Origin of the sequence: Rhodococcus sp. MEB064, assembly GCF_000834565.1 — a bacterium.
Taxonomy (GTDB): Bacteria; Actinomycetota; Actinomycetes; order Mycobacteriales; family Mycobacteriaceae; genus Rhodococcoides.
Genome location: NZ_JXQS01000016.1, coordinates 40,061 through 66,671 on the forward strand (window position 1 = coordinate 40,061; position 26,611 = coordinate 66,671).

Genomic DNA, 26,611 nt, shown 5'->3' on the forward strand with positions numbered 1-26,611 from the left:
CCACCATATTCGGATGTACTCGCCAGTACGCCGTGAGGACGTCACACTGGGCCGGACGACACATTCCATTCGAGACGGCGGAGCGCATGTTCACACGCATAGCAGTAGTCAACCGAGGCGAAGCAGCAGTGCGCCTCATCCGAGCAGTACGCGAACTGAACAGCGAATCTCGCTCCACCGAACCCCTGCGTGTCATCGCACTCCACACCGAGGCCGAGCGCAAGGCGATGTTCGTACGCCAGGCCGACGAGGCCGTCACGCTGCACAAGACCGGCGTGCAGAACCCGTACCTCGACTACGCCGAACTCGAACGTGCGCTCGTCGAGGCGCGCGCCGACGCCGTGTGGGTCGGCTGGGGCTTCGTGGCCGAGGACCCGACCTTCGCCGACGTCTGCTCACGCCTGGGCATCACGTTCATCGGACCGTCCGCGGCATCGATGCGTCTGCTGGGCGACAAGGTCGAGGCGAAGATCCTCGCCGAGAAGGTCGGCGTGCCGGTCGCGCCGTGGAGTGGTGGTCCCGTCGAGACCCGAGCCGATGCGCGTCGTCACGCCGCGGCCATCGGCTACCCCCTCATCATCAAGGCGCGCAGCGGCGGCGGCGGCCGCGGTATCCGCAAGGTCTTCGCCGAGGACGAGCTCGAACTCGCTCTCGAGCGCACGCAGGGTGAAGCCGAGCGCTCCTTCGGCGATCCCGTCGTCTTCCTCGAGCGTCTGGTCACCGAGGCACGCCACGTCGAGGTCCAGGTCATCGCCGACACCCATGGCAACGTGTGGGCCCCCGGCGTCCGCGACTGCTCCATCCAGCGTCGCAACCAGAAGGTGATCGAGGAGTCCAGCTCCGCCGTCCTGACCAAGGAGCAGGCAGACGAGTTGCGGACCGCGTCGGCCGAACTGGTCCGCGCCGCCGGCTACCACGGCGCCGGCACCGTCGAGTACCTGTACCAGCCCGAGCAGAAGATCTTCACCTTCCTCGAGGTCAACACCCGTCTGCAGGTCGAGCACCCCATCACCGAGGTGACGACGGGCCTCGACCTGGTCAAGCTGCAGATTCTCGTCGCCGGCGGCCATGCGCTCGAGGGTGAGTGCCCGTCCGAGTTCGGCCACGCCGTCGAGGCCCGCCTCAACGCGGAGGATGCGGACAACGGCTTCGCTCCCGCCCCCGGCACCGTCCGTCTGCTCAAGTTCCCCCTCGGATCCGGCCTGCGCGTCGACACCGGCATCGCCCAGGGCGACGTCATCCCGCCCGACTACGACTCGATGGTCGCGAAGATCATCGCGTGGGGACGCGACCGCTCGGAAGCGTTGGCGCGCTTGCGAACCGCACTCCGCGAGACCACCGTCGTCATCGACGGCGGCACCACCACGAAATCCTTCCTGCTCGACCTCCTCGACCGCGAGGAACTGATCGACGCCACGGCCGACACCGGCTGGCTCGATCGCACGGGCGCCGGTACCGCCGAGGGCCCGACACGCGTCTCCGACGTCGCGCTCGTCGCCGCGGCCGTCGACGCCTACGACGCGGACGAGGCCCGAGAGCGCATCAAGTTCCTGCATTCCGCACGCGGTGGACGTCCCCGCGCCAGCCACGACATCGGCCGGACCGTAGAGCTCAACTACCAGGGCCAGGGCTACCGCATCACCGTCGGCCAGGTCGGTCCGCACCGCTACCTGGTGTCCGTCGACGACCGCGAGATCACCATCGACGTCGAGCGCCTGGGCACCTTCGAGCGCCGCGCGGACATCGACGGCACCCGCTACTCCGTCGTCACCGTTCCCGGCCCGGCCGGGTATCTCGTCGAGGTCGACGGCATCAGCCACCAGATCTCCCAGGACGAGGCCGGGTTGGTCCGCGCACCGGCTCCCGCCGTCGTCGTCGCCGTACCCGTCGCCGTCGGTGACGTCGTCGAGGCCGGCGCCACGCTGGTCGTCCTCGAGGCGATGAAGATGGAGACCGCAGTCCGGGCCACCACCGCCGGTCGGGTCAGCGAAGTTCTCGCCATCGTCAACGCTCAGGTCGACAACGGTGCTGCGCTGCTGCGCGTCGATCCCATCGGCGAGCAGGCCGCCGCGTCGACCACGGCACGCGTCGAGTTCCGCTCACCGTGTGCCGACGCCGTCCGCGACGACCGGGTCGACGCGCTCGCTCGTCTGGACGAACTGCGCGCTCTCCTCAGCGGCTACGACGTCAGTGCCTCGCGCGCTCTGGACACCATCGCCGAGTACGACGCCCTGCGCGGCGCACTCCCCCGCGGCGACGGAGAGCTGGTCAAGGCAGAGCTGGATCTGCTGACGACGTTCGCCGACATGTGCGAGCTGACCCGTAACCGTCCGACCATGGACGAGGAGGACACCGACGAGCGCGTCCACAGCCCGCGGGAGCACTTCCACTCGTTCCTGCAGTCTCTCGACGCCGACGTGCAGGGGTTGCCGGACGAGTTCCGCGACAAGCTGACTCGCGTTCTGCGCCACTACGACAAGAACGACCTCGAACGTGGCACGGATCTCGAGGAAGCCGTCTACCGACTGTTTCTGGCGCAGCAGCGCATCGAGAACCAGGTCCCGGCCATCGCCGCGCTCCTCGAGCGCTGGATCGCGGACCCGTCGGTCGCCCCGGATGCCGACGGCGCCGTCGGCGAGGTGCTCGACCGCCTCGTCGTCGCCACGCAGGTGCGGTACCCGGTCATCGGAGACGTCGCCCGCAACCTGCGCTTCCAGTTGTTCGACGAGCCGCAGATCCGCAAGGCCCGCGAGCAGGTCTACGACGGTGTCCGCGGCAGCCTGCAGTACCTGTCCGAGAACCCCGACGCGGACGACCATCAGGAGCGTATCGACGCCCTCGTCGCCACGGGCGAGCCGTTGGTCGAGCTGCTTTCGCAGCGCATGTCCGATCCCGGCGCGCTGCTCGAGGTGATCACGCGCCAGTACTACGAGATCCGCAACTTCGAGGACGTGAAGGCGTTCGATCGCGAAGGGCGGCACTATGTGTCGGGAACCTTCACCCTCGTCGGGGGCAAGGTCAACCTGCTCTCGACGATGACCGACCGCGACGGACTGTCCGCCACCCTGTCCGCGTTGGCGGAGACCGCGGGACCGGCCCCGGAGAACCTCGCCGTCGACGTCTACCTCGCGTGGCCGACGGCCCCGGAGAACGGCGACCAGGTCGTCGAGGAGCTGCGCGCAGAGATCGCCGCGCACGACGTGACCACCACGTGGCGACGCGTCACCGTCACGGTGTTCGGGAAGGGCACCGGCATCTCGCGACAGGTGACGTTCCGTCCGCAGGGGGGCGTCCTCACCGAGGACATGTCCCTGCGCGACCTGCATCCCCTCACCGGACAGCGACTCGATCTGTGGCGCCTGAAGAACTTCGACGGCACCCGCATCCCGTCGGCACCCGGCACGTACCTGTTCGATCTGGTGTCCAAGGACAACCCGAAGGACGAGCGCCTGGTCGCGTTGGCCGAGATCCGCGATGCCGCAGTGCAGTTCGACGCCCAGGGCAACGTCGTCTCGGTCCCGGCGTTCGAGCGCACGATCTCCGCGTGCCTCGACGGTATCCGCCGGGCGCAGGCCCGACGCGGCAACCGGCGACTCGACCACAACCGCGTGGTCCTCTACGTGTGGCCCGTGCTCGACCTGCCGCTGGACAAGTTGCGTACCGTCGCACGGCATCTCGCGCCCCTCACCGTGGCCGCCGGCCTCGAGGAGATCACGATGCTTGCCCGCGTCCCGGTGCGTCCCGGTGCGGAGCCGACCCCGCAGGCTCTGCGCTTCTCGTACCGTCCGGGCACCGGCGTCGTCACCAAGATCACCGATCCGCCGACCGAGCCCATGCGTCCGCTGGACACGTACACCCAGAACGTGCAGCGTTCGCAGGCCCGCGGCACCGTCTACCCGTACGAACTGATCCCGGTGCTGACCAAGCGCGACGGATCCTTCGTCGAGTACGACCTCGACGAGAGCGGTGCGCTGCAACCCATCTCGCGGCCGTACGGTCAGAACACCGCGGGCATCATCGTCGGCCTGGTCTCGACGCCGACCGCGCTGTACCCCGAGGGCATCACCCGCGTCGCCCTGTTCGGTGATCCGACGAAGGCCCTGGGCACGGTGGCGGAGGCCGAGTGCGCTCGCGTCGTCGCTGCGATCGACCTGGCCGAGGAGATGAACGTCCCGGTCGAGTGGTTCGCACTGTCCTCCGGTGCCACCATCTCGATGGGCAGCGGCACCGAGAACATGGACTGGGTGTCGCGGGCACTGCGCCGCATCATCACCTTCACGCAGGCAGGCCACGAGATCAACGTGATCGTCGCCGGTATCAACGTCGGCGCTCAGCCGTACTGGAACGCCGAGGCGACGATGCTCATGCACACCAAGGGCATCCTGGTGATGACCCCGGAGAGCGCCATGGTGCTCACCGGCAAGCAGTCACTGGACTACTCGGGTGGCGTGTCGGCGGAGGACAACTTCGGCATCGGCGGCTACGACCGCGTCATGGGCCCCAACGGCCAGGCGCAGTACTGGGCGCCCAACCTCGGTGCCGCGTGCGACGTCCTGTTCGCGCACTACGACCACGCGTATCGCGCACCGGGAGAACGCTTCCCGCGTCGCACCACGACGGTCGACCCCGTGGACCGCGACGTCCGGACCTACCCGCACGTGCACCCGTCCAGCGACTTCAAGACCGTCGGCGACATCTTCTCCTCCGCCACCAACCCGGAGCGCAAGAAGCCGTTCGACATCCGCACCGTCATGCGCGCCGTCGTCGACCAGGATCACGCGGTGCTCGAGCGCTGGGCCGACATGGCCGACGCCGACACCTCGGTGGTCTTCGACGCGCACCTCGCCGGATACCCGGTGTCCGTCATCGGCATCGAGTCCAGGGCCATCCCCCGCAAGGGATGGTTCCCGGCCGACGGCCCGGACCAGTGGACGTCGGGAACGCTGTTCCCGCGCTCGTCGAAGAAGACGGCTCGCGCGATCAACGCGGCCAGCGGCAACCGACCCCTGGTGGTGCTGGCGAACCTGTCCGGCTTCGACGGGTCACCCGAGTCGCTGCGCAACCTCCAGTTGGAGTACGGCGCCGAAATCGGCCGTGCCATCGTCAATTTCGACGGCCCGATCGTGTTCTGCGTCGTCTCCCGCTACCACGGCGGCGCCTTCGTCGTGTTCTCCGGTGCGCTGAACGAGAACATGGAGGTGCTCGCCGTCGAGGGTTCCTTCGCCTCCGTTCTCGGCGGCGCCCCGGCCGCAGCCGTCGTGTTCACCCGCGACGTCAACAAGCGCACCGCGGCGGACCCGTCGGTCCGCGACCTCGAGGCACGCATGAACTCCTCCGAGGACGACACCGAGCGCGCCCGCCTGCAGGTCGAATTGTCGGCCACGCGCACCGCGGTCCGCTCGGAGAAGCTCGGAGAGGTGGCGTCGGAGTTCGAGGCGGTGCACAACATCGAGCGCGCCCGCACCGTCGGGTCGGTGCACCACATCGTCGCCGCCGCCGAACTGCGCCCGCAGATCGTCGCGGCCATCGAACGCGGAATGGCACGCCAGTAGAAGCACGCGAACAGCCGCGCCCTCCGCTCATCGGAGGGCGCGGCTGTTTCAGTTGAAGCCGATACCGGTACTGACGATGACCTCGGCGGTGATGCGGCCGTCGGCAAGCGGTGTGCCCTGCACGACGATCGACGTTCCCGGCTGCAGATCCGCGACCGTCGACGCCCCCAGCGCCACGATCTGGGTGTTCGCGTCGGTCACCACCGTCACCGACGATCCGCCGATGCCGTCCATGACGATCGTCGTGCCGTCGTTGGAGGTGATCGTGCCGATGGAGGCGCCCTGCGATCCCAACGCCTCCCCCAGACCGCCGGGAATGCTGTCCAGTCCCGGCAGTGACCCGGACGTCGGCGCGGGAAGTGTCGTGGTCGGCGGCGTCGTCGTAGGAGCCGCGGAGCGCGGCGTGATGGCCGGCGCGGCAGTGCGGGAGGACGACTGCGAGTCGAAGACCAGGTACGCCCCGAATCCCACCACCGCGAGGACGACCAGAGCCGCGAGGACGATCAGCGCGGTCTTCGGTGACTTCGGGTCCTTGCCGTTGCCGTCGTCGAGGAAGGGTGCCTCGCCGTACTGCTGAGGCTGTTGCGGATAGCCCTGCTGGGGATAGCCCTGCTGGCCGGTGTAGTTCTGCTGCGGATAGCCCTGCTGGCCGGTGTAGTTCTGCTGCGGATAGCCCTGCTGGCCGGTGTAGTTCTGTTGGCCGGTGTAGTTCTGCTGCGGGTAGCCCTGCTGGTTGCCGAAGTAGTCGCCGGTCGGCAATGCCTCGGTCGGACGGTATTCCTGCCGGCCGTACGCCTGAGTCGGGTCCGAGGTGTAGCCCGGATGACCTGTCTCGAGGTACTCGGTCGGCTGATCGCGGTCACGAGCCGAATCGTCGTTGTCACGCGGCGTGGTCATGCGACCAGGGTAGACCCGCCGCGCGTGGGCGAATCGGGTCCTATTCGGGCATACCGGACGAGATGTCCCGTGACCATGCGACGACCGGTCCGATGTGATCGACTCGGAAGGTTCGCTTCTCACAAGGAGACTTCCCATGTCGATTGACAACAAGGACGCGGACCCAGTCGCCTCGACCGGTCAACCCGGTTCACTGGGCACCAGCCTGAAACCACGGCACATCACGATGATCTCCATCGCCGGAGTGATCGGGGCCGGACTGTTCGTCGGCTCCGCCACGGCGATCAACCTCGCCGGCCCTGCGGTGCTGCTGTCCTATCTGTTCGCCGGAATACTCGTCGTCCTCGTGATGCGGATGCTCGGCGAGATGGCCACCGCGAATCCGGACACCGGCTCGTTCTCCACGTATGCCACGAGGGCACTGGGACATTGGGCCGGATTCTCCGTCGGATGGCTGTACTGGTGGTTCTGGGTGCTGGTCATTCCCGTCGAGGCCACCGCCGGCGCGCTCATCATGTCGTCGTGGATCGGCGGCGACCAGTGGATCTGGGCGTTGGCCATCACGCTGGTTCTCACCGTCACCAATCTTCTGAGCGTCGGCAATTACGGCGAGTTCGAGTTCTGGTTCGCGCTGATCAAGGTCGTCGCGATCATCGGATTCATCGTTCTGGGTGTGCTCGCGATTCTCGGACTGCTGCCCGGGAGCGACGTCAGCGGCATCTCGAACCTGTGGGCCAACGGCGGCTTCATGCCGTACGGCTTCGGAGCGGTCATCGCCGCCATGTTGACGACGATGTTCTCCTTCATGGGCACCGAGATCGTCACCATCGCCGCGGCCGAGTCGCCGGACCCGAAGAAGGGCATCACGCGGGCGGTCAACTCCGTCATCTGGCGCATCATGATCTTCTATCTCGGCTCGATCTTCATCGTCGTCGCGCTGGTTCCGTCCATGGAGCTCGACGCCGAAACCGGTTCGTACCAGTTCGTTCTGGGCCAGATGAACATCCCGCACGCGGATCGCATCATGGACGTCGTCATCCTCACCGCGGTGGCGTCGTGCCTGAACTCTGCGCTCTACACGGCGAGCCGCATGCTGTTCTCGCTGTCCGAGCGCGGCGATGCCCCGGCAGTGGTGCGCAAGGTCTCCGGTCGCGGCGTTCCGTACGTGTCCGTATTGGCGTCGACCGCACTGGGTTTCGTTGCCGTGGTGGGCAACTACGCGTTGCCGGAGAAGTTGTTTGGCTACCTGCTGGCGACCACGGGCGCCGTCGCCCTGTTCGTCTACCTGGCCATCGCGGCAAGCCAGCTCGTGTTGCGCCGCACCCTCGATCGCGAGAATCGACGGCCTCCGGTGCGCATGTGGCTGTACCCGTGGCTGACGTACCTCGCCATCGGCTTCATCGTGTTCGTCCTGGTGATGATGGTGATCATGCCGGAGCAGCGCACGGCGATAGGCCTGTCCGCAGTGCTGGCAGCCGTCACCGTCGTCGCCGGCATCCTGCGCCAGCGACGCGTGACCTCGCGGGAGGCAGTGCGCGTCTGAGTCGGATCGGTGGGCGTCGTCGCGGCCCCGCAGGGGGTGTGCACACCTGCAGCGTGAACTGCACACCATTTGCAGCCGGCGGTAGAGGGTGTGCGCTTTGCGGAGGGGGTGTGCGCTTTGCGGAGGGGTGGCCGGCGCCGGACTGCGCCGCACCGAACGTGTGCGTACACCTGCTGCGTGAACCGCACACCTGTTGCAGTCAGCTGTAGAGGGTGTGCGCTTCGGGGAGTGGGTGTGCACACCCTCTGCAACGCACCCGACGGCGAAGGGTGTGGGCTCCTGGCACCGCTGCGCACCCAAGTGCACACCTGCTGCGTGAACCGCACACCTGTTGCAGTCAGCGGTAGAGGGTGTGCGCTTCACCGAAACCGTGTGCACACCACCAGCAACACACCCGGCAACGCGGAGGCCCACGTCTCGGCATCGCTGAGCACTCACGGGCAAGGCGCACGCCATTGGCAGCGCACCCGGCGGCGACGGTGTGGCTCCGACATCCCTGCGCACCCACGGCAACCGAGTGCACACCCCCTCCGTCAACCGCACACCTGCCGCAGTCAGCGGTACAGGGTGTGCGCTCACCAGAAAGGGTGTTCACAACCCCTGCAGTGCGCCCGCGGCGGACACGTCCCGGCACCGCTGAGCACCCATGACAGAGGTGCGCACACCCCCACCATCAACCGCACACCCTCTGCAGTCAGCCGTACAGGGTGTGCGCTCACCAGAAAGGGTGTGCACACCCCCTGCAGCGCCCCTTACCGCGCCAACGACTCCAGCATCAAGTTCAGTTCTTCGACGACATCGTCGATCGGTTCGACACTCCGCAAGGTCCTGGCCAGGATTATGGCGCCCTCGAAGGCCGAGATGGACATCGATGCCAGCCTTCGGGCCCTGTCGGAGTCCACGCCCTCGCGTTCGAGGGCTGCCGTCATGGCGTCGATCCACCGGCCGAATATCGCGGCGGATCCTGTGCGCATCGCGTCGCTGTCGTCACCGCCGCCGAGGGTCGCTCCAGCTACCGGGCACCCGGCGATGTAGTCGCTGTCCACCAGTGTGGTCTTCCAGAAGTTGGCGAATCGGTGCAGAGCCACGACCGGACCGTCCACGGCGGAGTACTCGATGAACCCGGTGATCACGGAGCCCGCCGCGTCCAGCGCCTCGGTGAGAATCTGGGCGCGTCCGCCGGGGAAGTGATGGTAGACAGAGCCTCTGGGCGCTCCGCTCCGTTCGAGCACCGCGTCCACAGTCACCGATGCGCCCCTCTCACGGAGCAGTTCCACCGCGCTGGTGATCATCTTCTGCCGCGTCGACGTCCGTGCCATGTGGTGTGGGACCCCTCGATTACTCGTTTGTGCGTGCCGTCACATGTCGTTGACCGTTACTTCCCGACACGGCTAGCTTTCGTTCCACTTCTATGCCAGTTCGCATAACTCTACTCGGAGCGAGGGCCCATGGCACGTCATCACGCATCACTCGAACCTGTACGACTGGGACTGTCGGGACGAGGTCGCGCCGTGGCACTCCTCGTCATCTGCGCGGCAGAACTTCTCGTCGTGCTCGACAACACCATCGTCAACGTCGCGCTGCCGTCGATCGGCGTGCAACTGCAGACATCGATGAGCGGACTGCAGTGGGTGGTCGACGCGTACACGCTGACCTTCGCCGGCTTCCTCCTCGCACTCGGTCACCTCGGGGACCGCTACGGCCGTCGCCGCGTCATGATCATCGGCCTGCTGGGTGTCGCCGCACTGTCCATCGTCGGCGCGCTCTCGTCCGACCTCGGACAGGTCGTCGCAGCACGGGCCGTCATGGGCGTGTTCGCCGCTGCCGTTTTCCCTGCGACGTTGGCCATGATCATCACGATCTTCACCGATCCTCGTGAGAAAGCCCTTGCCATCGCCGCCTGGACCGCGATGGCCGGCTTCGCCATCGCCATCGGCCCGACAGCGGGAGGCTATCTGCTGGAGCACTTCTCGTGGCACTCGGTGTTCTGGATCAACGTCCCCGTCGCGCTGCTGGTGGCCGCCGCCGCACGTGCGTTCATCCCGGAATCACGCGCCGAACATGTCGGACGATTCGACACCATCGGGCTGATCTCGTCTCTCGTGGCCATCACCGCCCTGGTGTGGACCATCATCGAAGCTCCGCACCGCGGGTGGCTCTCGGCCTACTCCCTCGCGGGATACCTGCTGTCGGCCGTCGCGATCGCCGGATTCATCCTCTGGGAGAAGCGAACCGGCGCTCCCGTTCTCGATCTATCGCTGTTCTCGAACAGACGCTTCTCGCTCCCGGCCTTGTCCATCGCCGTCGGATACTTCTCGATGTTCGGGTTCCTGTTCATGATCACGCAGTACTTCCAGGGCGTCCGCGAATACTCGCCGCTCGAATTCGGTCTGCACTCGCTCCCGTTCGCCGTGGCCGTCGCCGTCGGTGCTCCCGTGGCGACTCTCATCGCCCAGCGCATCGGAACGACCGCCGTCATCGTCGTCGGCCTGATGATCGTCAGCGCCGGAATGTTCATCGCCGGACAGACCACGGTGGACACTCCGTACTTCGGTCCCGTGCTGCTCTCGATGGTGCTGATGGGCCTCGGACTCGCGATAGTCCAAGGACCGGCGACGGATTCGATCATGTCGGCCGTCGACCTCGACGGTGCGGGAGCGGGATCGGCCGTCAACGACACGACGCGCGAGATCGGCGGCACCCTCGGCGTGGCGGTTCTCGGTTCGATCGTGGCGTCGATCTACACGTCCCGTGTCTCTCCCTTGGTCGACGCGGTGCCGTCGACGCTGATGACGGACGGCGAGAAGGGTTTTGCTCGGGAAACCGTCATCGCCGTGATCGAGATGGCGAAACGGCCCACACCGTCGCTGTTCGAGCAGCAGAAGGCCGACCTGATACTTGCGATGAAGTCCGCGAGCCTCGAAGGATTCCAGTTCGCGTCGTACGTCACGGTGTCCGCGTGCCTGGCGTGCGCTGTGGCAGTGGCGATCTTCATGCCGTGGAAGCCCGCCGCCGACTCGGTTCTGGCCGCAGCGCGGGTTTCCCGGCGGTAAGGTCTGGCTCGACCCGTCGACAGTGCCGACCGCGGAAACGAGCCTCGTGAGATCACAGCGGATCAGCCCCGATCCCGCGCTGTCCTTCCTCGCGCTGACACCCAGGCCGGCGGAGCGCTCACGAGCGGTCATCGCCGTCAGCACGTTGATCGTCGGGGTGTGCGGATTGGTTCTCATGCCGTCCGACTACCTCCGTCCCGGCGGCGCGATACTCATCCTGATCTTCTCGCTCACCACCATCCCGGTGGCGCTGGGTTGGCTCACCGAGAAACGTCTGCCGCACTTCGAGACGGCGTACGTGATCTACGCGGACATCGGAGTCGTCGCCGTCATGGCGATGTTCCAGTCGGCCTTCCTGTCGATGCCGTCCATCGCCGTCCTGGTCCTGGTGTCCTTGTTCGCGGCGGCGTTCACCGGCACCAGGACCTTGGTCCTGCACGTGGCGTACTCCTTGTGCGTCCTGGGAGTGTTGACGGTTCTGTCCCTGCGGGACGGCACGGAGGTGTGGGTGACGCTCTCGCGCACCCTGGCACTGGGCAGCATGTTCGCGACGCCGTTCGCCATCCGCATGTATGTCGCCTTCCTCCGGCGACAGGTCGATGCGGCGCAACGCGATCCGCTGACGGGCCTGCTGACCCGACGCGGTCTCTACAACCGGATGTCGTCGATGTCGCAGAGCGCCCAGGGCTCGCACGGACCGTGGACGATGGCCGCCACCGTCGTAGATGTCGCGGATTTCGCCGACGTCGATCAGCGTTTCGGCCGCGACAGTTCCGTCGAGGTGCTCGTGGAGATCGCCGAGCGACTCGTCGATGCGTCGCCGACCGAGGCACTTCTGGCCCGGCTGTCCACGTCCGAGTTCCTGTGCGTACATCGCGCACGGAGCGAGGAGTCGGGCCGCGAGGAGAGCCGAGCACTCGGCGCCGCGCTCGAATCGACGACGTTGCGCAGCGCACCGGTCACCCTGACGACGGGATCGATCACCGAAGCCGTGGATCCACACGCGGACGCCGGGTCGACCTTGCACCGTCTGATGACCCGAGCGGAAGCCACGATGCATCGGCGTCATGCGGCGCGGCTGCAGGGTTCGACCGCCGATCAGTCCATCCACGACCGCATCTCGGCGCTGATCGCCGACGGCGGGCCGGACATCGTGTTCCAGCCGGTCTGTACCGCCGGCACCGGCGACGTCGTCGGATACGAGGCGTTGTCCCGCTTCCCCGACGGGCACGGATCTCCGCAGACGTGGTTCATCGACGCGAACACCGTCGGACTGCGGGTCGAGCTCGAGGTCTGCGCCATCGACGCCGCCATCACGGCGTCGGCACCCTTGCCCGACGGGGCGTTCGTCGCGGTCAATGCATCCGCCGACACGATTCTGTCCACCGACCTCGCCGGCAGTCTCGTCGACCACATGGTCCGCCGACAGTGGGTCGTCGAGGTCACCGAGCGTGACCGCATCGAGGACTACGACGGCATGGGCGTCGCGGTCGACATGCTCAGACGCGCAGGGGTTCTCATCTCCGTCGACGACGTCGGATCGGGATATTCGGGGCTCCGGCAGCTGGTCGAGCTGCGTCCGGACGTGGTCAAGCTCGACGCCTCGATCGTGCGCGGGATCGATTCCGACCCGATGCGCCGGGCGGCGGCGATCTCCGTCTCGACCTTCAGCCGTGAGATCGGCGCGATCTGCATCTTCGAGGGCGTGGAGACTCCCGAGGAACTGGCGACGGCCCGTGAGGTGGGCGCGGACATGGTGCAGGGATATCTGCTGGGCAGGCCGCTGCCCGCGGCATCGGCGCTGAGGACGACCACCCCGCCCATCCGCCGTTGATGACAACGATTATCATTAAGGCATGACCTCACGATCCCTGCTGCCCGTCACCGTCCTGTCCGGATTCCTCGGTGCGGGGAAGACGACCGTGATGGAGCACATCCTGGCGAACCGCGACGGTCTACGAGTCGCGGTGATCGTCAACGACATGAGTGAGATCAACATCGACGCGCGACTTCTCGACGGTTCCGTCACCGGTACGACCAGCGTTCACCGCACGGAGGAACGTCTCGTCGAACTCACCAACGGCTGCATCTGCTGCACGCTCAGAGAGGACCTGATCGAGGCTGTCGGCGAGTTGGCATCGGCAGGTGACATCGACTATCTGCTGATCGAATCGACGGGAGTATCCGAACCCATGCCCGTCGCCGCATCGTTCGACTGGACTTTCGACGGTGCCGACGGCGACTCCCCCGTCAGCCTCGGCACGCTGGCCAGGTTGGACACCATGGTGACCGTCGTCGACGCGTCGACCTTCCTGGCCGAGATCTCCCGAGGCGACACCCTCGACACTCGCGACCTCGACGTGGCCGACGGTGACGAACGATCGATCTCGGATCTGCTGGTCGACCAGGTCGAGTTCGCGGACATCGTTCTGTTGACGAAAACCGACCTCGTCTCCGAGGCGCTGGCGGGTGCCACCGAAGCTGCTGTGCGACGACTGAATCCGCGTGCCGACGTCGTCGTGACGACGCGTGGAGCGGTGGACCCCCTGCGCGTGCTGAACACGGGCCTCTACGACCCGGAGGCAGCCCTGCACGCACCGGGCTGGGACGACGAGATCGCCGGCACCCACCTTCCGGAGACGCAGGAGTTCGGGATCTCGAGCACCGTCTTCGTTTCCGATCGTCCCTTCCATCCGACCCGGCTCGCGTCCGCACTCGACGGACTACAGGGTGTGTTGCGCAGCAAGGGTTTCTGCTGGATCGCGAGCAGGCCGGACCGAGCGGCGGTGTGGTCACAGGCGGGACCGGCCCTGACGATCGACGGCGCACAGCCGTGGAGCGAGATCGACGTGCCGGCGGGCCAGGAGATCGTCGTCATCGGTATCCGGTTGCAGGACACGGACGTCGAGTCGATTCTCCGCGCGGCAGTTCTGACGGACGACGAAATAGCAGCGGGCCCGGACGCCTGGAGAGGCTATCCGGACCCGCTGCCCACGTGGACTGTCGATATGCACGCTCACGCGCTGTAGATCAGCTCAGTTCGAGCGCATCTCCGCCCTCGGAGACACCCACCACGACGGTGTCTCCGTCGACGATCGTGCCGGCGAGCAACAGCTTGGCCAGCTGATCGCCGATCGCCTGCTGGATCAATCGACGCAACGGACGTGCGCCGTACTGCGCGTCGTATCCGCGGACGGCCAGCCAGAACCGAGCGGACGGGGTGACGTCGAGTGTGAGCCTGCGTGTCGACAACCGACGCTGCAGCTGTTCGAGCTGGATGTCGACGATCGACTCCAACTGCTCCTCGCTCAGCGGGTCGAAGACCACGACATCGTCGAGCCTGTTGACGAATTCGGGCTTGAACGCGCTGCGCACCGCCGCCATCACGTGCTCCCTGTCGCCACCCGCACCGAGGTTCGAGGTGAGGATCAGGATCGTGTTGCGGAAGTCGACGGTCCGACCCTGACCGTCGGTCAGACGGCCTTCGTCGAGGACGGCGAGCAGAATGTCGAAGACGTCCGGGTGAGCCTTCTCGACCTCGTCGAACAGCACCACCGTGTAGGGGCGACGCCGCACCGCTTCGGTCAGCTGGCCACCGGCCTCGTACCCGACGTATCCCGGAGGAGCACCGACCAGACGGGCCACCGAGTGCTTCTCGCTGTACTCGCTCATGTCGATGCGGATCATCGCGCGCTCGTCGTCGAACAGGAAGTCCGCCAACGTCTTCGCGAGTTCCGTCTTGCCCACACCCGTCGGGCCCAGGAAGAGGAACGATCCGGTCGGACGGTTGGGGTCGGAGACGCCGGCACGAGCCCGGCGGACCGCATCGGACACTGCCTGCACGGCGTCGGCCTGGCCGACCACGCGCTTGCCCAGCTCGTCCTCCATGCGCAGGAGCTTGGCGGTCTCGCCTTCGAGCATGCGCCCGGCGGGGATGCCGGTCCATGCGGCGACGACGTCGGCGACGTCGTCCGGCCCGACCTCCTCCTTGAGCATCACGTCGCCTTGCGGGACGGTGGCCGCGGTCTTCTCCGCGAGCTCCTTCTCGAGCGAGGGAATGCGTCCGTATCGCAGTTCGGCGGCCTTGCCCAGATCACCGTCGCGCTCGGCGCGCTCGGACTCTCCGCGCAGAGACTCCAACTGCTCCTTGAGATCTCGGACGGAATCGATGGCGTTCTTCTCGTTCTGCCACCGTGTGCTGAGCTCGGCGAGCTTCTCCTTGCTGTCGGCCAGTTCTCCGCGCAGCTTCTCGAGGCGAGCCTTCGACGCGTCGTCGGTCTCCTTGGCCAGCGCCATCTCCTCGATCTCGAGCCGACGCACGACGCGTTCGATCTCGTCGATCTCGACAGGCCGCGAATCGATCTCCATGCGCAGACGCGACGCGGCCTCGTCCACGAGGTCGATCGCCTTGTCGGGCAGGAACCTCGACGTGATGTAGCGGTCGGACAACGTCGCGGCGGCGACCAACGCGGAGTCGGTGATGCGCACACCGTGGTGCACCTCGTACCGCTCCTTGAGTCCGCGGAGGATGCCGACGGCGTCGTCGACGGACGGCTCCCCGACCATCACCTGCTGGAACCGGCGCTCGAGGGCCGCGTCCTTCTCGATGTACTTCCGGTACTCGTCGAGAGTGGTCGCGCCGACGAGCCGCAGCTCACCGCGGGCGAGCATCGGCTTGATCATGTTGCCCGCATCCATCGCGGATTCACCGGTCGCGCCGGCGCCGACGATGGTGTGCAGCTCGTCGATGAACGTGATGACCTGTCCGGCCGAGTTCTTGATGTCGTCCAGGACGGCCTTGAGCCGCTCCTCGAACTCTCCGCGATACTTCGCGCCGGCGACCATCGATCCGAGGTCGAGGGACACGACGGTCTTTCCGCGCAGACTCTCCGGCACGTCGCCGGCGATGATGCGCTGGGCGAGGCCTTCGACGATGGCGGTCTTGCCGACGCCGGGTTCACCGATCAGCACCGGGTTGTTCTTGGTGCGACGGGACAGGACCTGCACGACGCGACGGATCTCGGTGTCGCGCCCGATGACCGGGTCGAGCTTGCCGCTGCGCGCGGCATCGGTCAGATCGGTCGAATACTTCTCGAGAGCCTGGTAGGTGCCCTCCGGATCGGGACTGGTCACACGCGCACTGCCGCGGACCGTGGTGAACGCATCGCGCAGTGCTGCGGACGTCGCGCCGTGGCCCTGCAGGATGCGGGCGACGTCGGAGTCACCCGTCGCGAGTCCGACCACCATGTGTTCGGTGGAGACGTACTCGTCGTCGAGTTCGGTGGCCAGATGCTGGGCCGCGGTGATGGCGGCCAGAGCCTCGCGCCCCAGTTGGGGTTGCGTGGTCGACCCGGTCGCCGACGGCATGCGGTCGACCAGGGACTGAGCGTCCTTGCGCACGACGGCGGGATCGACGCCGACAGCTTTCAGGAGGGGACCTGCGATGCCGTCGGTCTGGTCGAGCAGAGCGACGAGCAGATGAGCCGGCCGGATGTCCGGGTTTCCCGCTGCCGATGCTGATTGCAGTGCAGCGGTGAGCGCTGCCTGGGTCTTCGTTGTGGGTGTGAACGAGTCCACCGGTCACCTTCCTTCTGTCGTGCATGTCGAACCTGGTGTCGCCGGGATCAACCATACCGGACTTGAGTCTATTCCGCTCAAGTTAGTTGACGGTCCAACACGCAGGACAGCGGGAGGCTCGCCGCACGTCGGTGAGGACCAGTAGTCTCGAGGGCGAACCCCACCCGTCACTCGAACACGATGAAGGTGCCCATTGCTCGACGCACAGGCCCTCGCGCACGTGCGTGCCGGAGTAGCTGCCGTGCTGTCGGCGGACGACGGCGCCGAGTCCGTCGCCAAGGCCTTCTACGCGCGCCTCTTCGCCGAACATCCCGACTTCCGCGGCTACTTCCCGGCGGCGATGGACCAGCAGAGGCACCGCCTCGTCCGTGCCGTCGACTACGTGGTCACACACCTCGACGACAGCGAGTTCCTGCCGTTCCTACACCAGCTGGGTCGCGATCACCGCAAGCACGGACTCACCGGAGCGCACTTCCTCGCCGCCCGGAACGCGCTGGTGGAGGCGTTCCGCATCTCGGGTGACGAGTCGACGTGGACGTCGGACACGGACGATGCGTGGGCTCGCGTCGTGTCGATCATCTGCAATTCGATGGCCGTGGGCGCGGACACCGAGGACCTGCCGCCCTACTGGGGTGCCACCGTCGTCGAACATCATCGGCTTCTCGAGGATCTCGCCGTCGTCCGGTTGCAGACCGACGACGACATCCCGTTCGAGGCCGGCCAGTACCTCAGCGTCCAGATCCCGCAGCGGCCGCGCATGTGGCGATACCTGTCCCCCGCGATCGCGCCGAACGACTACCGCGGCATCGAGTTCCACGTCCGCCGGGTCTCCGCCGGGTGGGTCAGTCCCGCCATCGTGTCCGAGACGGTGGTCGGCGACCGATGGTTGCTCGGCCCACCCCTGGGCGGTCTCAGCCTGGACACCGCGCCCGGCAGCCCGGACGTGCTGATGGTCGCCGGGGGAACCGGGATCGCGCCGCTGCGTGCCCAGCTCATGGCGATGGCGATGCGCAGTCGCACTCCGCGGGTCCACCTGTTCGTCGGCGGCGAGTATCCGAGCGACCTCTACGACCTGGACACCCTGTGGGATCTGGCGCGGACCAACCCGTGGCTCACCGTCGTCCCCGTCGTCGAGCACCCGGAAGAGCCGTGGTGGCGTCCCGGCCCGGCGCGGGAGTTCCCGCCCGGCCTCAACCACACGATGGTGGGCAAGCTCGGTCAGGTGGTCACACGGTTCGGATCGTGGGCGGACCGGCAGATCCAGGTGTGCGGGTCACCGTCGATGGTCCGCACGACGCTGTACGCGCTGCGGCGGGTGGGAACCCCGATGCAGAACGTCCAGCACGATCCCCTGGGCTGAATCCGGGTCAGTGCGGATGCGCGTGTGCCAGTCGCCGTAGCGGCGGCACTGTCTGTGGCGGTTGCTTCCGGGGCGGCAGGACACCCAACAGTCGGGTCGTCGTCTCCGTCACCTCGGCGACCGCCGACTCGAACGCGGCACGGTTGGCATCCGAGACGGTCCGCAGCCCGCTGACCTTGCGCACGAACTGCCGGGCAGCCGCTTCGATCTCCTCGTCCGTCGCCGCGGGCTCGAGGCCGCGCAGCTCGGTGATGTTTCTGCACATGCCAGGCGAGCGTAGACCTGCAGCCAGACCCGGACAACGACCATCGGGTTTACGACGTACAGGTGTTTAGCTCGAATATTCTGACATTCCAAGCTTTACGCCGTTTTCGATCACCGTGAATTCATTCGTTCAACCGATTGCGCGGACATCCTGGAGTCCTTCGATCAGCGAACGCTCGGGAGCCGACAATCCGCCCCAGACGCCGTACGGTTCCCCCGCAGCCACCGCGTACTCGCGGCACCGCTGCATCACCGGGCATTGTTGGCAGACGCGCTTCGCCTGCTCCTCACGGGCCGTTCTCTTATGTCCCCGTTCACCTTCCGGATGGAAGAACACTGCGGAATCCATCCCGCGGCACAGTCCGTGCAGTTGCCACTCCCAGGTCGTGGCTATAGGTTCGGGTAACTCGACAGGCTTGGACATGACGCTCCTCGTTAGTTCGCCTCGTATGCGACGTCACGCTGTCAGTATTACATTACGAACAATCGTCCAAAAAGTTAATGCCGCATATTCGGGAGACACCTCCAGGACGTATCGACGAGTTACAGATAATCGCCGAACCCGCCGACATCGCCGGACCCCCGGGTGCACAACTGCTGAGCCTCGATCCCCGATGCGGCGCGACGGCCCGCTCTCCCTTAAGTTTGACCTCGTGAGAAGCCCTGGTTGTCGTCCCGCTCGCTGCCGTACAGGTCGCCGCCGTCACGGGTGTGCGCTGTGAGTGCAGTGGACCTCCCACTCGATCTCCGCCGCGCACTCGTCGGTGTCGCGCGGGTCCCGAGACTGCTGGTCGCGTCGGACTACGACGGCACCATGGCGCCGTTCGTGTCGGACCCGCAGAAGGCGTTCCCGCTCCCGGAGTCGGTTCGAGCGCTGCGTGCACTCGCCGGCCTGGACGGCACACAGGCAGCGGTCATCTCCGGGCGCGCACTGCGGGATCTGGCGATCCTCTCCCGCCTGCCCGTCGAGGTGCAGCTCGTCGGAAGCCACGGCTCCGAGTTCGACGCCGGCTTCGTCACCGAACTCGGTAGCGAGGCCACGGCTCTTCTCGAACGAGTCGTCTCCGAACTGAGGTCGATCGCCTCCCGCGCCGAGCACATCTCGGTCGAGACCAAACCCGCCAGCGCGGCCCTCCATGTGCGCAACGCCGACCCGGAGGCGGGCGCGCGAGCGCTCGACGAGGTTCGCGCCGGCGCCGCCACCTGGGACGGCGTGCAGGTCACCGAGGGCAAGTCCGTCATCGAGCTCGCCGTGATCGTCACCGACAAGGGCCAGGCACTGGACATCCTGCGCCATCAGGACGGGGCGTCCGCCGCGGTCTTCTTCGGCGACGACGTCACCGACGAGAAGGCTTTCCGACGCCTCCACGGTCCCGACGTGGGTGTCAAGGTCGGTGACGGCGAATCGCTGGCCAAGTACCGCGTCGAGAGCACCGAGGAGGTCGCCGCCGCGCTCGCCTTCCTCTACGAGGAGCGCCGCCGTTGGCTGTCGGGTGCGGACGCTCCCCGCATCGAGCGGCTGACGATGCTCGCCAGCCCACGATCGGTCGCGCTGTTGACTCCGGAGGCCGGACTGACCTGGCTGTGTCACCCGGAGCCCGATTCCGCAGCCGCGTTCGCGCACCTTCTCGGAGGCGACGAGGCCGGCCACTTCACCGTCGGACCGGCGCGTGCGTCGCTGCCGCTCAGTCAGCAGTACCTCGACAGCACCATGACGGTGCAGACACGGTGGGCGAGCCTGCAGGTCGACGACTACCTCGCGCACGACGTCCCGCGGGACCGCACCGACTTCACGCGCGTAATCACGGGCAAGGCGAAGGCAGTGGTCACGTTCGCTCCCCGCCCCGAGTTCGGCCAGGCACGCGTGCGGCTCCAGGCCGAGGACGACGGCCTCCGAGTGTTCGGCACCAACGATCCGATGGTGCTGCGCGCACCCGGTATCTCCTGGACCGTGACCACCGAGCACGGGCAGGAAACCGCCCGCGCCGAGATCGATCCGTCGGGCGGACCGGTCGTGCTCGAACTGCGTTGCGGTACATCGGATCTGGGACCGTCGGAAGTTCCGGAGCCCGAGCGCCGCGCGCAGGCCGAGTCGTACTGGCACGACTGGGCGGCCGGACTCACCCTGCCGCAGCTCAAGCCCGACCTGATGAAGCGGTCCGCACTGACGCTGCGCGGTCTGGTGCACGCCGACTCGGGCGCCATCATGGCCGCCGCCACCACGTCGCTTCCCGAGGAGATCGGTGGCGTCCGCAACTGGGACTACCGCTACTGCTGGCTGCGCGACGCCGCCCTGACCGCATCGGCACTGGTGTCGCTCGGCTCGCGATCCGAAGCCGAGAACTACCTGCTGTGGGTGCACGACGTCCTGCAGACGGTCACCGGACCCGAGCGGTTGCATCCGCTCTACACGCTGTGGGGCCAGTCGCTGCCGCCCGAGGCCGTCATCGACGCGCTCCCCGGCTACGCGGGGTCGCGTCCGGTGCGCGTCGGCAACGCGGCGAATCAGCAGGTGCAGCTCGATGTGTTCGGTCCGATCGTGGACCTGATCACGACGCTGGCCGACTCGCGCACCGCGAGCGGCATCACCGAACACACCGAGATCCTGACCGATCAGGACTGGGACCTCGTGTGCGCCATGGTCGACGCCGTCGAACGGAGATGGTCCGAACCCGACAACGGCATCTGGGAGATCCGCGGCAATCCGCGCCACCACGTCTACTCCAAGGTGATGTGCTGGTTGACGGTCGATCGCGCCATCAGGCTCGCCGATACCTACAGCCGCGACGCCCAACTCGGGTGGAGCACGCTACGCGACGTCATCCGTCGACAGGTGCTGGACAAGGGATGGAGCGAGGAGGCGCAGTCCTTCACCGCTGCGTACGGCGGCACCGATCTCGACGCCGCGACCCTGCACATCGGCCTGTCCGGTCTGATCGATCCCAGTGATCCGCGTTTCGCCGCCACGGTGGTCGCCACCGAGGCGGAACTCCGCAGCGGCGCCACGGTGTACCGGTACCACCACGACGACGGCCTTCCCGGCGGCGAGGGCGGTTTCCACCTGTGCGCGGCATGGCTGGTGGAAGCGTATCTGCTGATCGGGCAACGACTTCCGGCGGAAGCTCTGTTCACCCAGCTCGTCGCCGCGGCAGGTCCGACGGGATTGTTGAGCGAGGAATACGACCCTGTCGCCGAACGCTCGCTCGGCAACCACCCGCAGGCCTACAGCCACCTCGGGCTGCTGCGGTGCGCCCAGCTGCTGGCCCGCTAGCCGGTCCGCACCGGGCCGAGCGTCACCCCGGCGAGCAGATGCGTCGGGAGGTGCTCGGTCCGGTCCACCCCTGAGTGGCTGACGCCCAGCACGATCTCGCCGACCAGACGCCCCTTCTCCAACACGGGCTGACGGACGGTCGTCAGCCCCACGCGGACGGCCTCGTCGACACCGTCGAAACCGGTGACGGACATCCGCCCCGGGACGTCGATGCCGAGGGAGTCGAGGTGATCGAGCGCTCCCAGCGCGAGGACGTCGGACGTACAGATCAACGCTGTGGCGCCGGGCGCGGCCCTCAACGCCTCGGCGGCGGCGGAGCGACCCGCCGCGCGGCTGTGCTCGAAGCGCTCCACCACGACCACGTCGGGGTCGACGCCTGCCGCCGTCATCGCATCCGCGATCCCGGCGATGCGCTCACGCTGCACGTGGAAGGTGATGGCGCCCCGCCGGTCCCGGTCTACGGGACCGTCGTGTCGATCACGACGCAGTCGCATACACAGCACGGCGATGCGCGTATGTCCCTGTGCAAGAACCTGTTCCGCGATCTCGCGCATCGCAGCCCTGTCGTCGATGCCGACCAGTGACGTCTCGGCGGCGTCGCGCGGCTGATCGCAGACGACCGTGGGCAGATGACGCTCGCGCACGGCGGTCAGGTGCGGATCGTCGTCCGACACCGAGTACACGACGAACGCGTCGACACCCGCCTGCTGGACGACGGCGGCAGCATCCTCGGGAGTGGAGGCCGGACCGGCGGGAATCAGAAGGAGGCCGCGGCCCGCCTGCTCGCAGGACTCCGCGAGACCCGTCAGGAACTGCACGGCCGCCGGGTCGGAGAACGAATAGCTGAGCGCCTCGGTGAGCACCAGGCCCACGGCGCCGGCGCGCCGGGTCCGCAACGACCTGGCCACGGGGTCCGGGCCGGGGTATCCGCGGGCGCGCGCCGCGTCCAGGATCCGTAGACGCATCTCGGGCGAGAGCTGGTCGGGGCGGTTGTAGGCGTTGGACACGGTGGTACGCGAGATGTTGAGCTCGGCGGCCAGCGAGGCGAGCGTGGCCATCCGTCGCGGTTCCGTGGACCTCGCCATGCAGGAGACGGTATCCGCTCCGAGTCGTCGACGTCGCCTACGGGACGGTTTCGTCTTCGGGCAGGTCGGCCGGTATGGTCGTGACAACGGTTTCCATTAGCGATAACAGACCAACAACCCAGGAGCACCCGCCGTGTACGCACCCGCCCGAATCCCCCTTCGCACCGCTGTCGCCGCGCTCGGCATGACAGCCCTCACGGCGACGGCGCTGGTCGGATGCAGTTCCTCGGACGGTGGCAGTGCCGAAGGTGGGCGACCGACCGTCGTCGCGTCGACGAACGTGTGGGGCTCCGTCGCCGAGTCCGTCGCGGGCGACCGCGCCGACGTCACCGCGATCATCGCCGACCCGTCGGCCGACCCACATTCCTACGAGGCCAGCCCGGGCGACGCCGCTGCGCTGTCGGAGGCATCCCTCGTCGTCTACAACGGCGGCGGTTACGACGAGTTCGTCGACGACGTTCTCGCCTCCGCGGGAGACGTGCCCTCCGTCGACGCGTACTCGCTGCTCGAGGGGCACGCGGACGACGCCGACCATGCCGACGAGGCGGGTGCCCACGACCATTCGGGCGAGACCAACGAGCACGTCTGGTACGACCCCGAGATCGCCGCGGCCACCGCGGAGGCGATCGCCGAGGAACTCGGTAAGGTCGACCCCGACAACGCGGCGTACTACACCGAGAACGCCGCGGCGTTCCACGACGACATCCACGAGATCACCGACATCACGGATCGCATCGCCCAGCAGAAGCCGGGCGCACCCGTCGCGCAGACGGAGCCGATCGCGCACTACCTGCTGGAAGGAGCCGGGGTGGACGACAAGACCCCCGAGGACTTCGAGGACGCCATCGAGGAGGGCAACGATCCCTCGCCCGCCGCTGTCGCTGCCACGCGCGACCTGTTCAGCAGCAAGGGTGTCGACGTCCTGGTCTACAACATCCAGACCGAGGACGCCGTGACGGCCGATGTCCGCCGCATCGCCGAGGAGAACGGCATCACCGTCGTCGAGGTCACCGAGACCCTGCCCGCCGGGCAGGACTACGTCTCGTGGCAGCGCACCGCCGCGCAGGACCTCGCGGACGCGCTGGGTGTCACCTCGTGACGCGAGTGCGGCGATGACGTCCGTCCAATTGACCGGGGCGACGCTCGCGTACGGCGAGCGTGTCCTGTGGTCCGATCTCGACCTGACCGTCGCACCGGGAGAATTCGTCGCCGTCCTCGGCCCCAACGGGTCGGGAAAGACGTCCCTGCTCAAGGTGCTTCTCGGGCAGACGTCCCTCACCTCCGGAACCGCCAGCATCGCCGGCGGACGCTCGTCCATCGGCTACATCCCCCAGCAGAAGGCGATCGACGAGGGAGTGCCGCTGCGCGGCCGCGACTTCGTCGGACTCGGGTGGGACGGCCACCGCTGGGGCATCGGGTTCCGTGGGCGTCACGCCCGCCGCGAGGCCGTCGACGCCGCCATCGCCTCGGTCGGCGCACAGGCCTTCGCCGATGCGCCCCTGGGGCAGATGAGCGGTGGAGAACAGCAACGTCTGCGCGTCGCACAGGCACTGGTCGGCGACCCGGACGTGCTGCTCTGCGACGAGCCGCTCCTGAGCCTCGACCTGGCCAACCAGCAGGTCGTCGCGCACCTGATCGATCAACGCCGACGCTCGCACAGCACGTCCGTCGTCTTCGTGACGCACGAGATCAATCCGATCCTGCCGATCGTCGACCGCATCGTCTACCTCGTCGACGGCAAGTTCCGCATCGGCACCACCGAGGACGTCATGACGTCCGAGGTGCTCTCGGAGCTGTACGACACCGACGTCGAGGTGCTTCGCGTGCGCGGCCGTCTCGTCGTGGTCGGAACCGGCGACGCCATGGACGCTCTCGGTGCCGCGGGCGGCGACTGCGCACACCATCTCGACAACGAAATCTGAGGCCAGTGGACAAGGTCATCGACGCACTGAGCAAAGCTCTCGACTTCGGCACCACCGCCGACCTCCTCGGCTACGACTTCGTGCAGCAAGCACTGATCGCCGCCGCCATCCTCGGTGTCCTGGCGGGCGCACTGGGTCCGCTGATCGTCAGCCGTCAGTGGTCCTTCGCCGTGCACGGCTCGTCCGAGCTGTCCCTGACCGGCGCCTCGGCAGCCCTGCTCGTCGGCCTCGCGGTCGGCGTCGGTGCCATCCTGGGATCTGTCATCGCCGCCGTGCTGTTCGCGCTGCTCGGACGCAGAGCCCGTGAGCGCGACTCCGTCATCGGCGTCATCATGAGCTTCGGACTCGGCCTGTCGGTGCTGTTCCTGTGGGCCTATCCCGGCCGCACCGGCACCAGCTTCTCGTTGCTCGTCGGCCAGATCGTCGGCGTCGGCAGCACCGGTCTCACGCTGTTGCTTGCCGTCGCCCTCGTCGTCATCGTGGTGCTGTTCGTGGTCTACCGGCCGCTGCTGTTCGCCAGCACCGATCCCGAGGGCGCCGAGGCACGTGGTGTCCCGATGCGACTGCTGTCCATCGTCTTCGCCGTTCTCGTCGGCGTCGCCTGCGCGCTGGGAGTGCAGATCGTCGGCGCCCTCCTGGTGCTCTCGCTCCTGATCACCCCCGCCGCCGCGGCGTCGCGGGTGACGGCCAACCCGGTCACCGCCACCTGGCTGTCGATCCTGTTCGCCGAGACCGCCGCGGTGGGCGGCATCCTGCTCTCCCTCGCGCCGGGCGTCCCCGTCTCGACGTTCGTCACCACCATCTCGTTCGTGATCTACCTCGTCTGCCGGGCGGTGGGTCGTCGCACCCCGGCACGCAAGACCATCGTCGCCTGACAGACGAGTGGGGAGACCGAGGAAGAAAGTTTGCACTTCTGGCTGATATGTAAAAAATTGAGCACTTTCTTTACATATATCAGTCAGCGTGTCATCGTCTCCGCATGGCAGCGTGGCAACCCGACATCCCGTTCAACGAGCTTCCTCCACCTCCCGGCGCCGACGAGCTCGAGACCCGCGCAGTCCTCAAGGCTGCCATCGCGGCAAACACTGCACTCGCGAAGCTGGATCAGGCGGTCGTATCGATACCGAATCCGACGGTGCTCATCAACTCCATTCCGATCCTCGAAGCTCAAGCCAGCTCGGAGATCGAGAACATCGTCACCACGACGGACGAACTCTTCCGGCACCTGGACGACGATGCCGGTGCCGACCCCGCCACCCGTGAGACCCTCAGATATCGGACTGCTCTGAAAATCGGTTTCGATCGAACCACCGAGCGAGGCTTGACGACGTCCACTGCGATCGATGTATGCAGCATCATCAAGGGCCGAGAGATGCAGGTCCGGACAATTCCCGGCACGCGTATCGGCAACCCGACCACCGGCGAGGTCGTGTACAGCCCACCCGAAGGGCGTGCGCTGATCGAGGAGAAGCTCAGCGCGTGGGAACGATTCATACACGATGACGACGGCATGGACCCGTTGGTCCGGATGGCCGTCGCCCACTATCAGTTCGAGGCAATTCACCCCTTCGCCGACGGCAACGGTCGAACCGGACGAATCCTCAACGTCATGCTCTTGATCGAAGCCGGGCTCCTCAGAATGCCGGTGCTTTACCTCTCGCGGTACATCATCGACACCAAGAACGACTACTACCGATTGCTGCTCGAGGTCACGTCGGACGCGGCGTGGGAAGCGTGGGTTCTGTACGTTCTCGCCGGTGTCGAACGGACGTCCAACGACACGCTTCACACGGTGCACGCCATCCGCGCACTCCAGGAAGACTTCAGCCACCGGGCGCGCGCAGTCTCCAAGGGCGGTGCAGATTCCGAATTCCAGTCAGTTCTCTTCGAGCAGCCGTACTGCCGAATCAGCACGGTCGTCTCGAGATGTGGCGTGTCCCGACCGACAGCGACAAGTTGGCTCTCAGCACTTGTCGGCGCAGGGATGTTGCAAGAGAGCAAGGTCGGGCGGGACCGACTGTTCATCAACCGAGAGTTTCTCCGACTGCTCGTGCGACCCCACGACCGCCAGTAGCAAGAAACTTCAC

17 protein-coding genes are annotated in these 26,611 nt (G+C 67.1%); 11 read left to right on the forward strand and 6 right to left on the reverse strand.

Features of this window, described 5'->3' with window-relative positions; genetic code table 11:
- Nucleotides 1-86: 86 nt before the first annotated feature.
- Complete coding sequence (locus RU01_RS08870; protein WP_042574173.1) at nt 87-5,552, forward strand: ATP-binding protein; 5,466 nt, start codon at nt 87-89, stop codon at nt 5,550-5,552.
- A 48-nt stretch (nt 5,553-5,600) separates the two neighbouring features.
- On the opposite strand, the gene RU01_RS08875 is transcribed toward RU01_RS08870, so the two are convergent.
- Entirely contained in the window at nt 5,601-6,449 is an 849-nt protein-coding gene (locus RU01_RS08875; RefSeq protein WP_052493190.1) for a DUF5666 domain-containing protein, read from the reverse strand.
- A 136-nt stretch (nt 6,450-6,585) separates the two neighbouring features.
- Between RU01_RS08875 and RU01_RS08880 the strand changes: the two genes are divergently transcribed.
- A complete protein-coding gene (locus RU01_RS08880) occupies nt 6,586-7,992 on the forward strand; it encodes an amino acid permease (protein ID WP_042574174.1) in 1,407 nt (468 codons plus the stop codon).
- Between the two features lie 752 nt (nt 7,993-8,744).
- Here RU01_RS08880 and RU01_RS08885 read toward each other — a convergent pair.
- Nucleotides 8,745-9,311 carry a TetR/AcrR family transcriptional regulator gene (locus tag RU01_RS08885; RefSeq protein ID WP_042574175.1) on the reverse strand — a complete coding sequence of 189 codons (567 nt, stop codon included), beginning with the start codon at nt 9,309-9,311 and terminating at the stop codon, nt 8,745-8,747.
- 129 nt (nt 9,312-9,440) lie between these two features.
- Here RU01_RS08885 and RU01_RS08890 point away from each other — a divergent pair, with 129 nt between their 5' ends.
- Genes RU01_RS08890 through RU01_RS08900 form a run of 3 tightly spaced genes read left to right on the forward strand, consistent with a single transcriptional unit; the run spans nt 9,441 to nt 14,074 of the window.
- Entirely contained in the window at nt 9,441-11,045 is a 1,605-nt protein-coding gene (locus RU01_RS08890) for an MFS transporter (protein ID WP_042574176.1), read from the forward strand.
- A 46-nt stretch (nt 11,046-11,091) separates the two neighbouring features.
- A complete protein-coding gene (locus RU01_RS08895) occupies nt 11,092-12,879 on the forward strand; it encodes an EAL domain-containing protein (RefSeq protein WP_052493191.1) in 1,788 nt (595 codons plus the stop codon).
- Nucleotides 12,880-12,901: 22 nt separating this feature from the next.
- Nucleotides 12,902-14,074, forward strand: a complete 1,173-nt coding sequence (locus tag RU01_RS08900; RefSeq protein ID WP_042574177.1) for a GTP-binding protein — start codon at nt 12,902-12,904, stop codon at nt 14,072-14,074.
- Between the two features lies 1 nt (nt 14,075).
- Here the strand turns inward: RU01_RS08900 and clpB are convergent, their stop codons facing one another.
- On the reverse strand, nt 14,076-16,622 hold the full coding sequence (gene clpB / locus RU01_RS08905) for an ATP-dependent chaperone ClpB (protein WP_042574178.1): 2,547 nt from the start codon (nt 16,620-16,622) through the stop codon (nt 14,076-14,078).
- A 193-nt stretch (nt 16,623-16,815) separates the two neighbouring features.
- On the opposite strand from clpB, the gene RU01_RS08910 reads away from it, so the two are divergent.
- Nucleotides 16,816-17,982, forward strand: a complete 1,167-nt coding sequence (locus tag RU01_RS08910; RefSeq protein WP_042574179.1) for a globin domain-containing protein — start codon at nt 16,816-16,818, stop codon at nt 17,980-17,982.
- 7 nt (nt 17,983-17,989) lie between these two features.
- Here RU01_RS08910 and RU01_RS08915 read toward each other — a convergent pair whose 3' ends face one another.
- Both RU01_RS08915 and RU01_RS22440 read right to left on the reverse strand, forming a co-directional pair.
- Entirely contained in the window at nt 17,990-18,247 is a 258-nt protein-coding gene (locus tag RU01_RS08915; RefSeq protein WP_042574180.1) for a DUF2277 domain-containing protein, read from the reverse strand.
- 129 nt (nt 18,248-18,376) lie between these two features.
- Nucleotides 18,377-18,670 carry a WhiB family transcriptional regulator gene (locus RU01_RS22440; RefSeq protein ID WP_042574181.1) on the reverse strand — a complete coding sequence of 98 codons (294 nt, stop codon included), beginning with the start codon at nt 18,668-18,670 and terminating at the stop codon, nt 18,377-18,379.
- A gap of 294 nt (nt 18,671-18,964) precedes the next feature.
- Here RU01_RS22440 and otsB point away from each other — a divergent pair, with 294 nt between their 5' ends.
- Nucleotides 18,965-21,517, forward strand: coding sequence for a trehalose-phosphatase (gene otsB / locus RU01_RS08925; RefSeq protein ID WP_042574182.1), 2,553 nt, complete (start codon nt 18,965-18,967; stop codon nt 21,515-21,517).
- Here otsB and RU01_RS08930 read toward each other — a convergent pair.
- Nucleotides 21,514-22,602: a LacI family DNA-binding transcriptional regulator gene (locus RU01_RS08930; protein ID WP_042574183.1), complete on the reverse strand. Its 1,089-nt coding sequence runs from the start codon at nt 22,600-22,602 to the stop codon at nt 21,514-21,516. The two genes, otsB and RU01_RS08930, sit on opposite strands and share 4 nt — an antisense overlap.
- A 184-nt stretch (nt 22,603-22,786) precedes the next feature.
- On the opposite strand from RU01_RS08930, the gene RU01_RS08935 reads away from it, so the two are divergent.
- The 4 genes from RU01_RS08935 to RU01_RS08950 all read left to right on the forward strand — a co-directional run bounded on the left by RU01_RS08935 (nt 22,787) and on the right by RU01_RS08950 (nt 26,598).
- Nucleotides 22,787-23,701 carry a metal ABC transporter solute-binding protein, Zn/Mn family gene (locus RU01_RS08935; protein ID WP_042574271.1) on the forward strand — a complete coding sequence of 305 codons (915 nt, stop codon included), beginning with the start codon at nt 22,787-22,789 and terminating at the stop codon, nt 23,699-23,701.
- Between the two features lie 13 nt (nt 23,702-23,714).
- Nucleotides 23,715-24,524, forward strand: coding sequence for a metal ABC transporter ATP-binding protein (locus RU01_RS08940; RefSeq protein ID WP_042574184.1), 810 nt, complete (start codon nt 23,715-23,717; stop codon nt 24,522-24,524).
- A 5-nt stretch (nt 24,525-24,529) separates the two neighbouring features.
- Nucleotides 24,530-25,399, forward strand: a complete 870-nt coding sequence (locus RU01_RS08945) for a metal ABC transporter permease (protein ID WP_042574185.1) — start codon at nt 24,530-24,532, stop codon at nt 25,397-25,399.
- A gap of 104 nt (nt 25,400-25,503) precedes the next feature.
- Nucleotides 25,504-26,598 carry a Fic family protein gene (locus RU01_RS08950; protein WP_042574186.1) on the forward strand — a complete coding sequence of 365 codons (1,095 nt, stop codon included), beginning with the start codon at nt 25,504-25,506 and terminating at the stop codon, nt 26,596-26,598.
- Nucleotides 26,599-26,611: the final 13 nt, after the last annotated feature.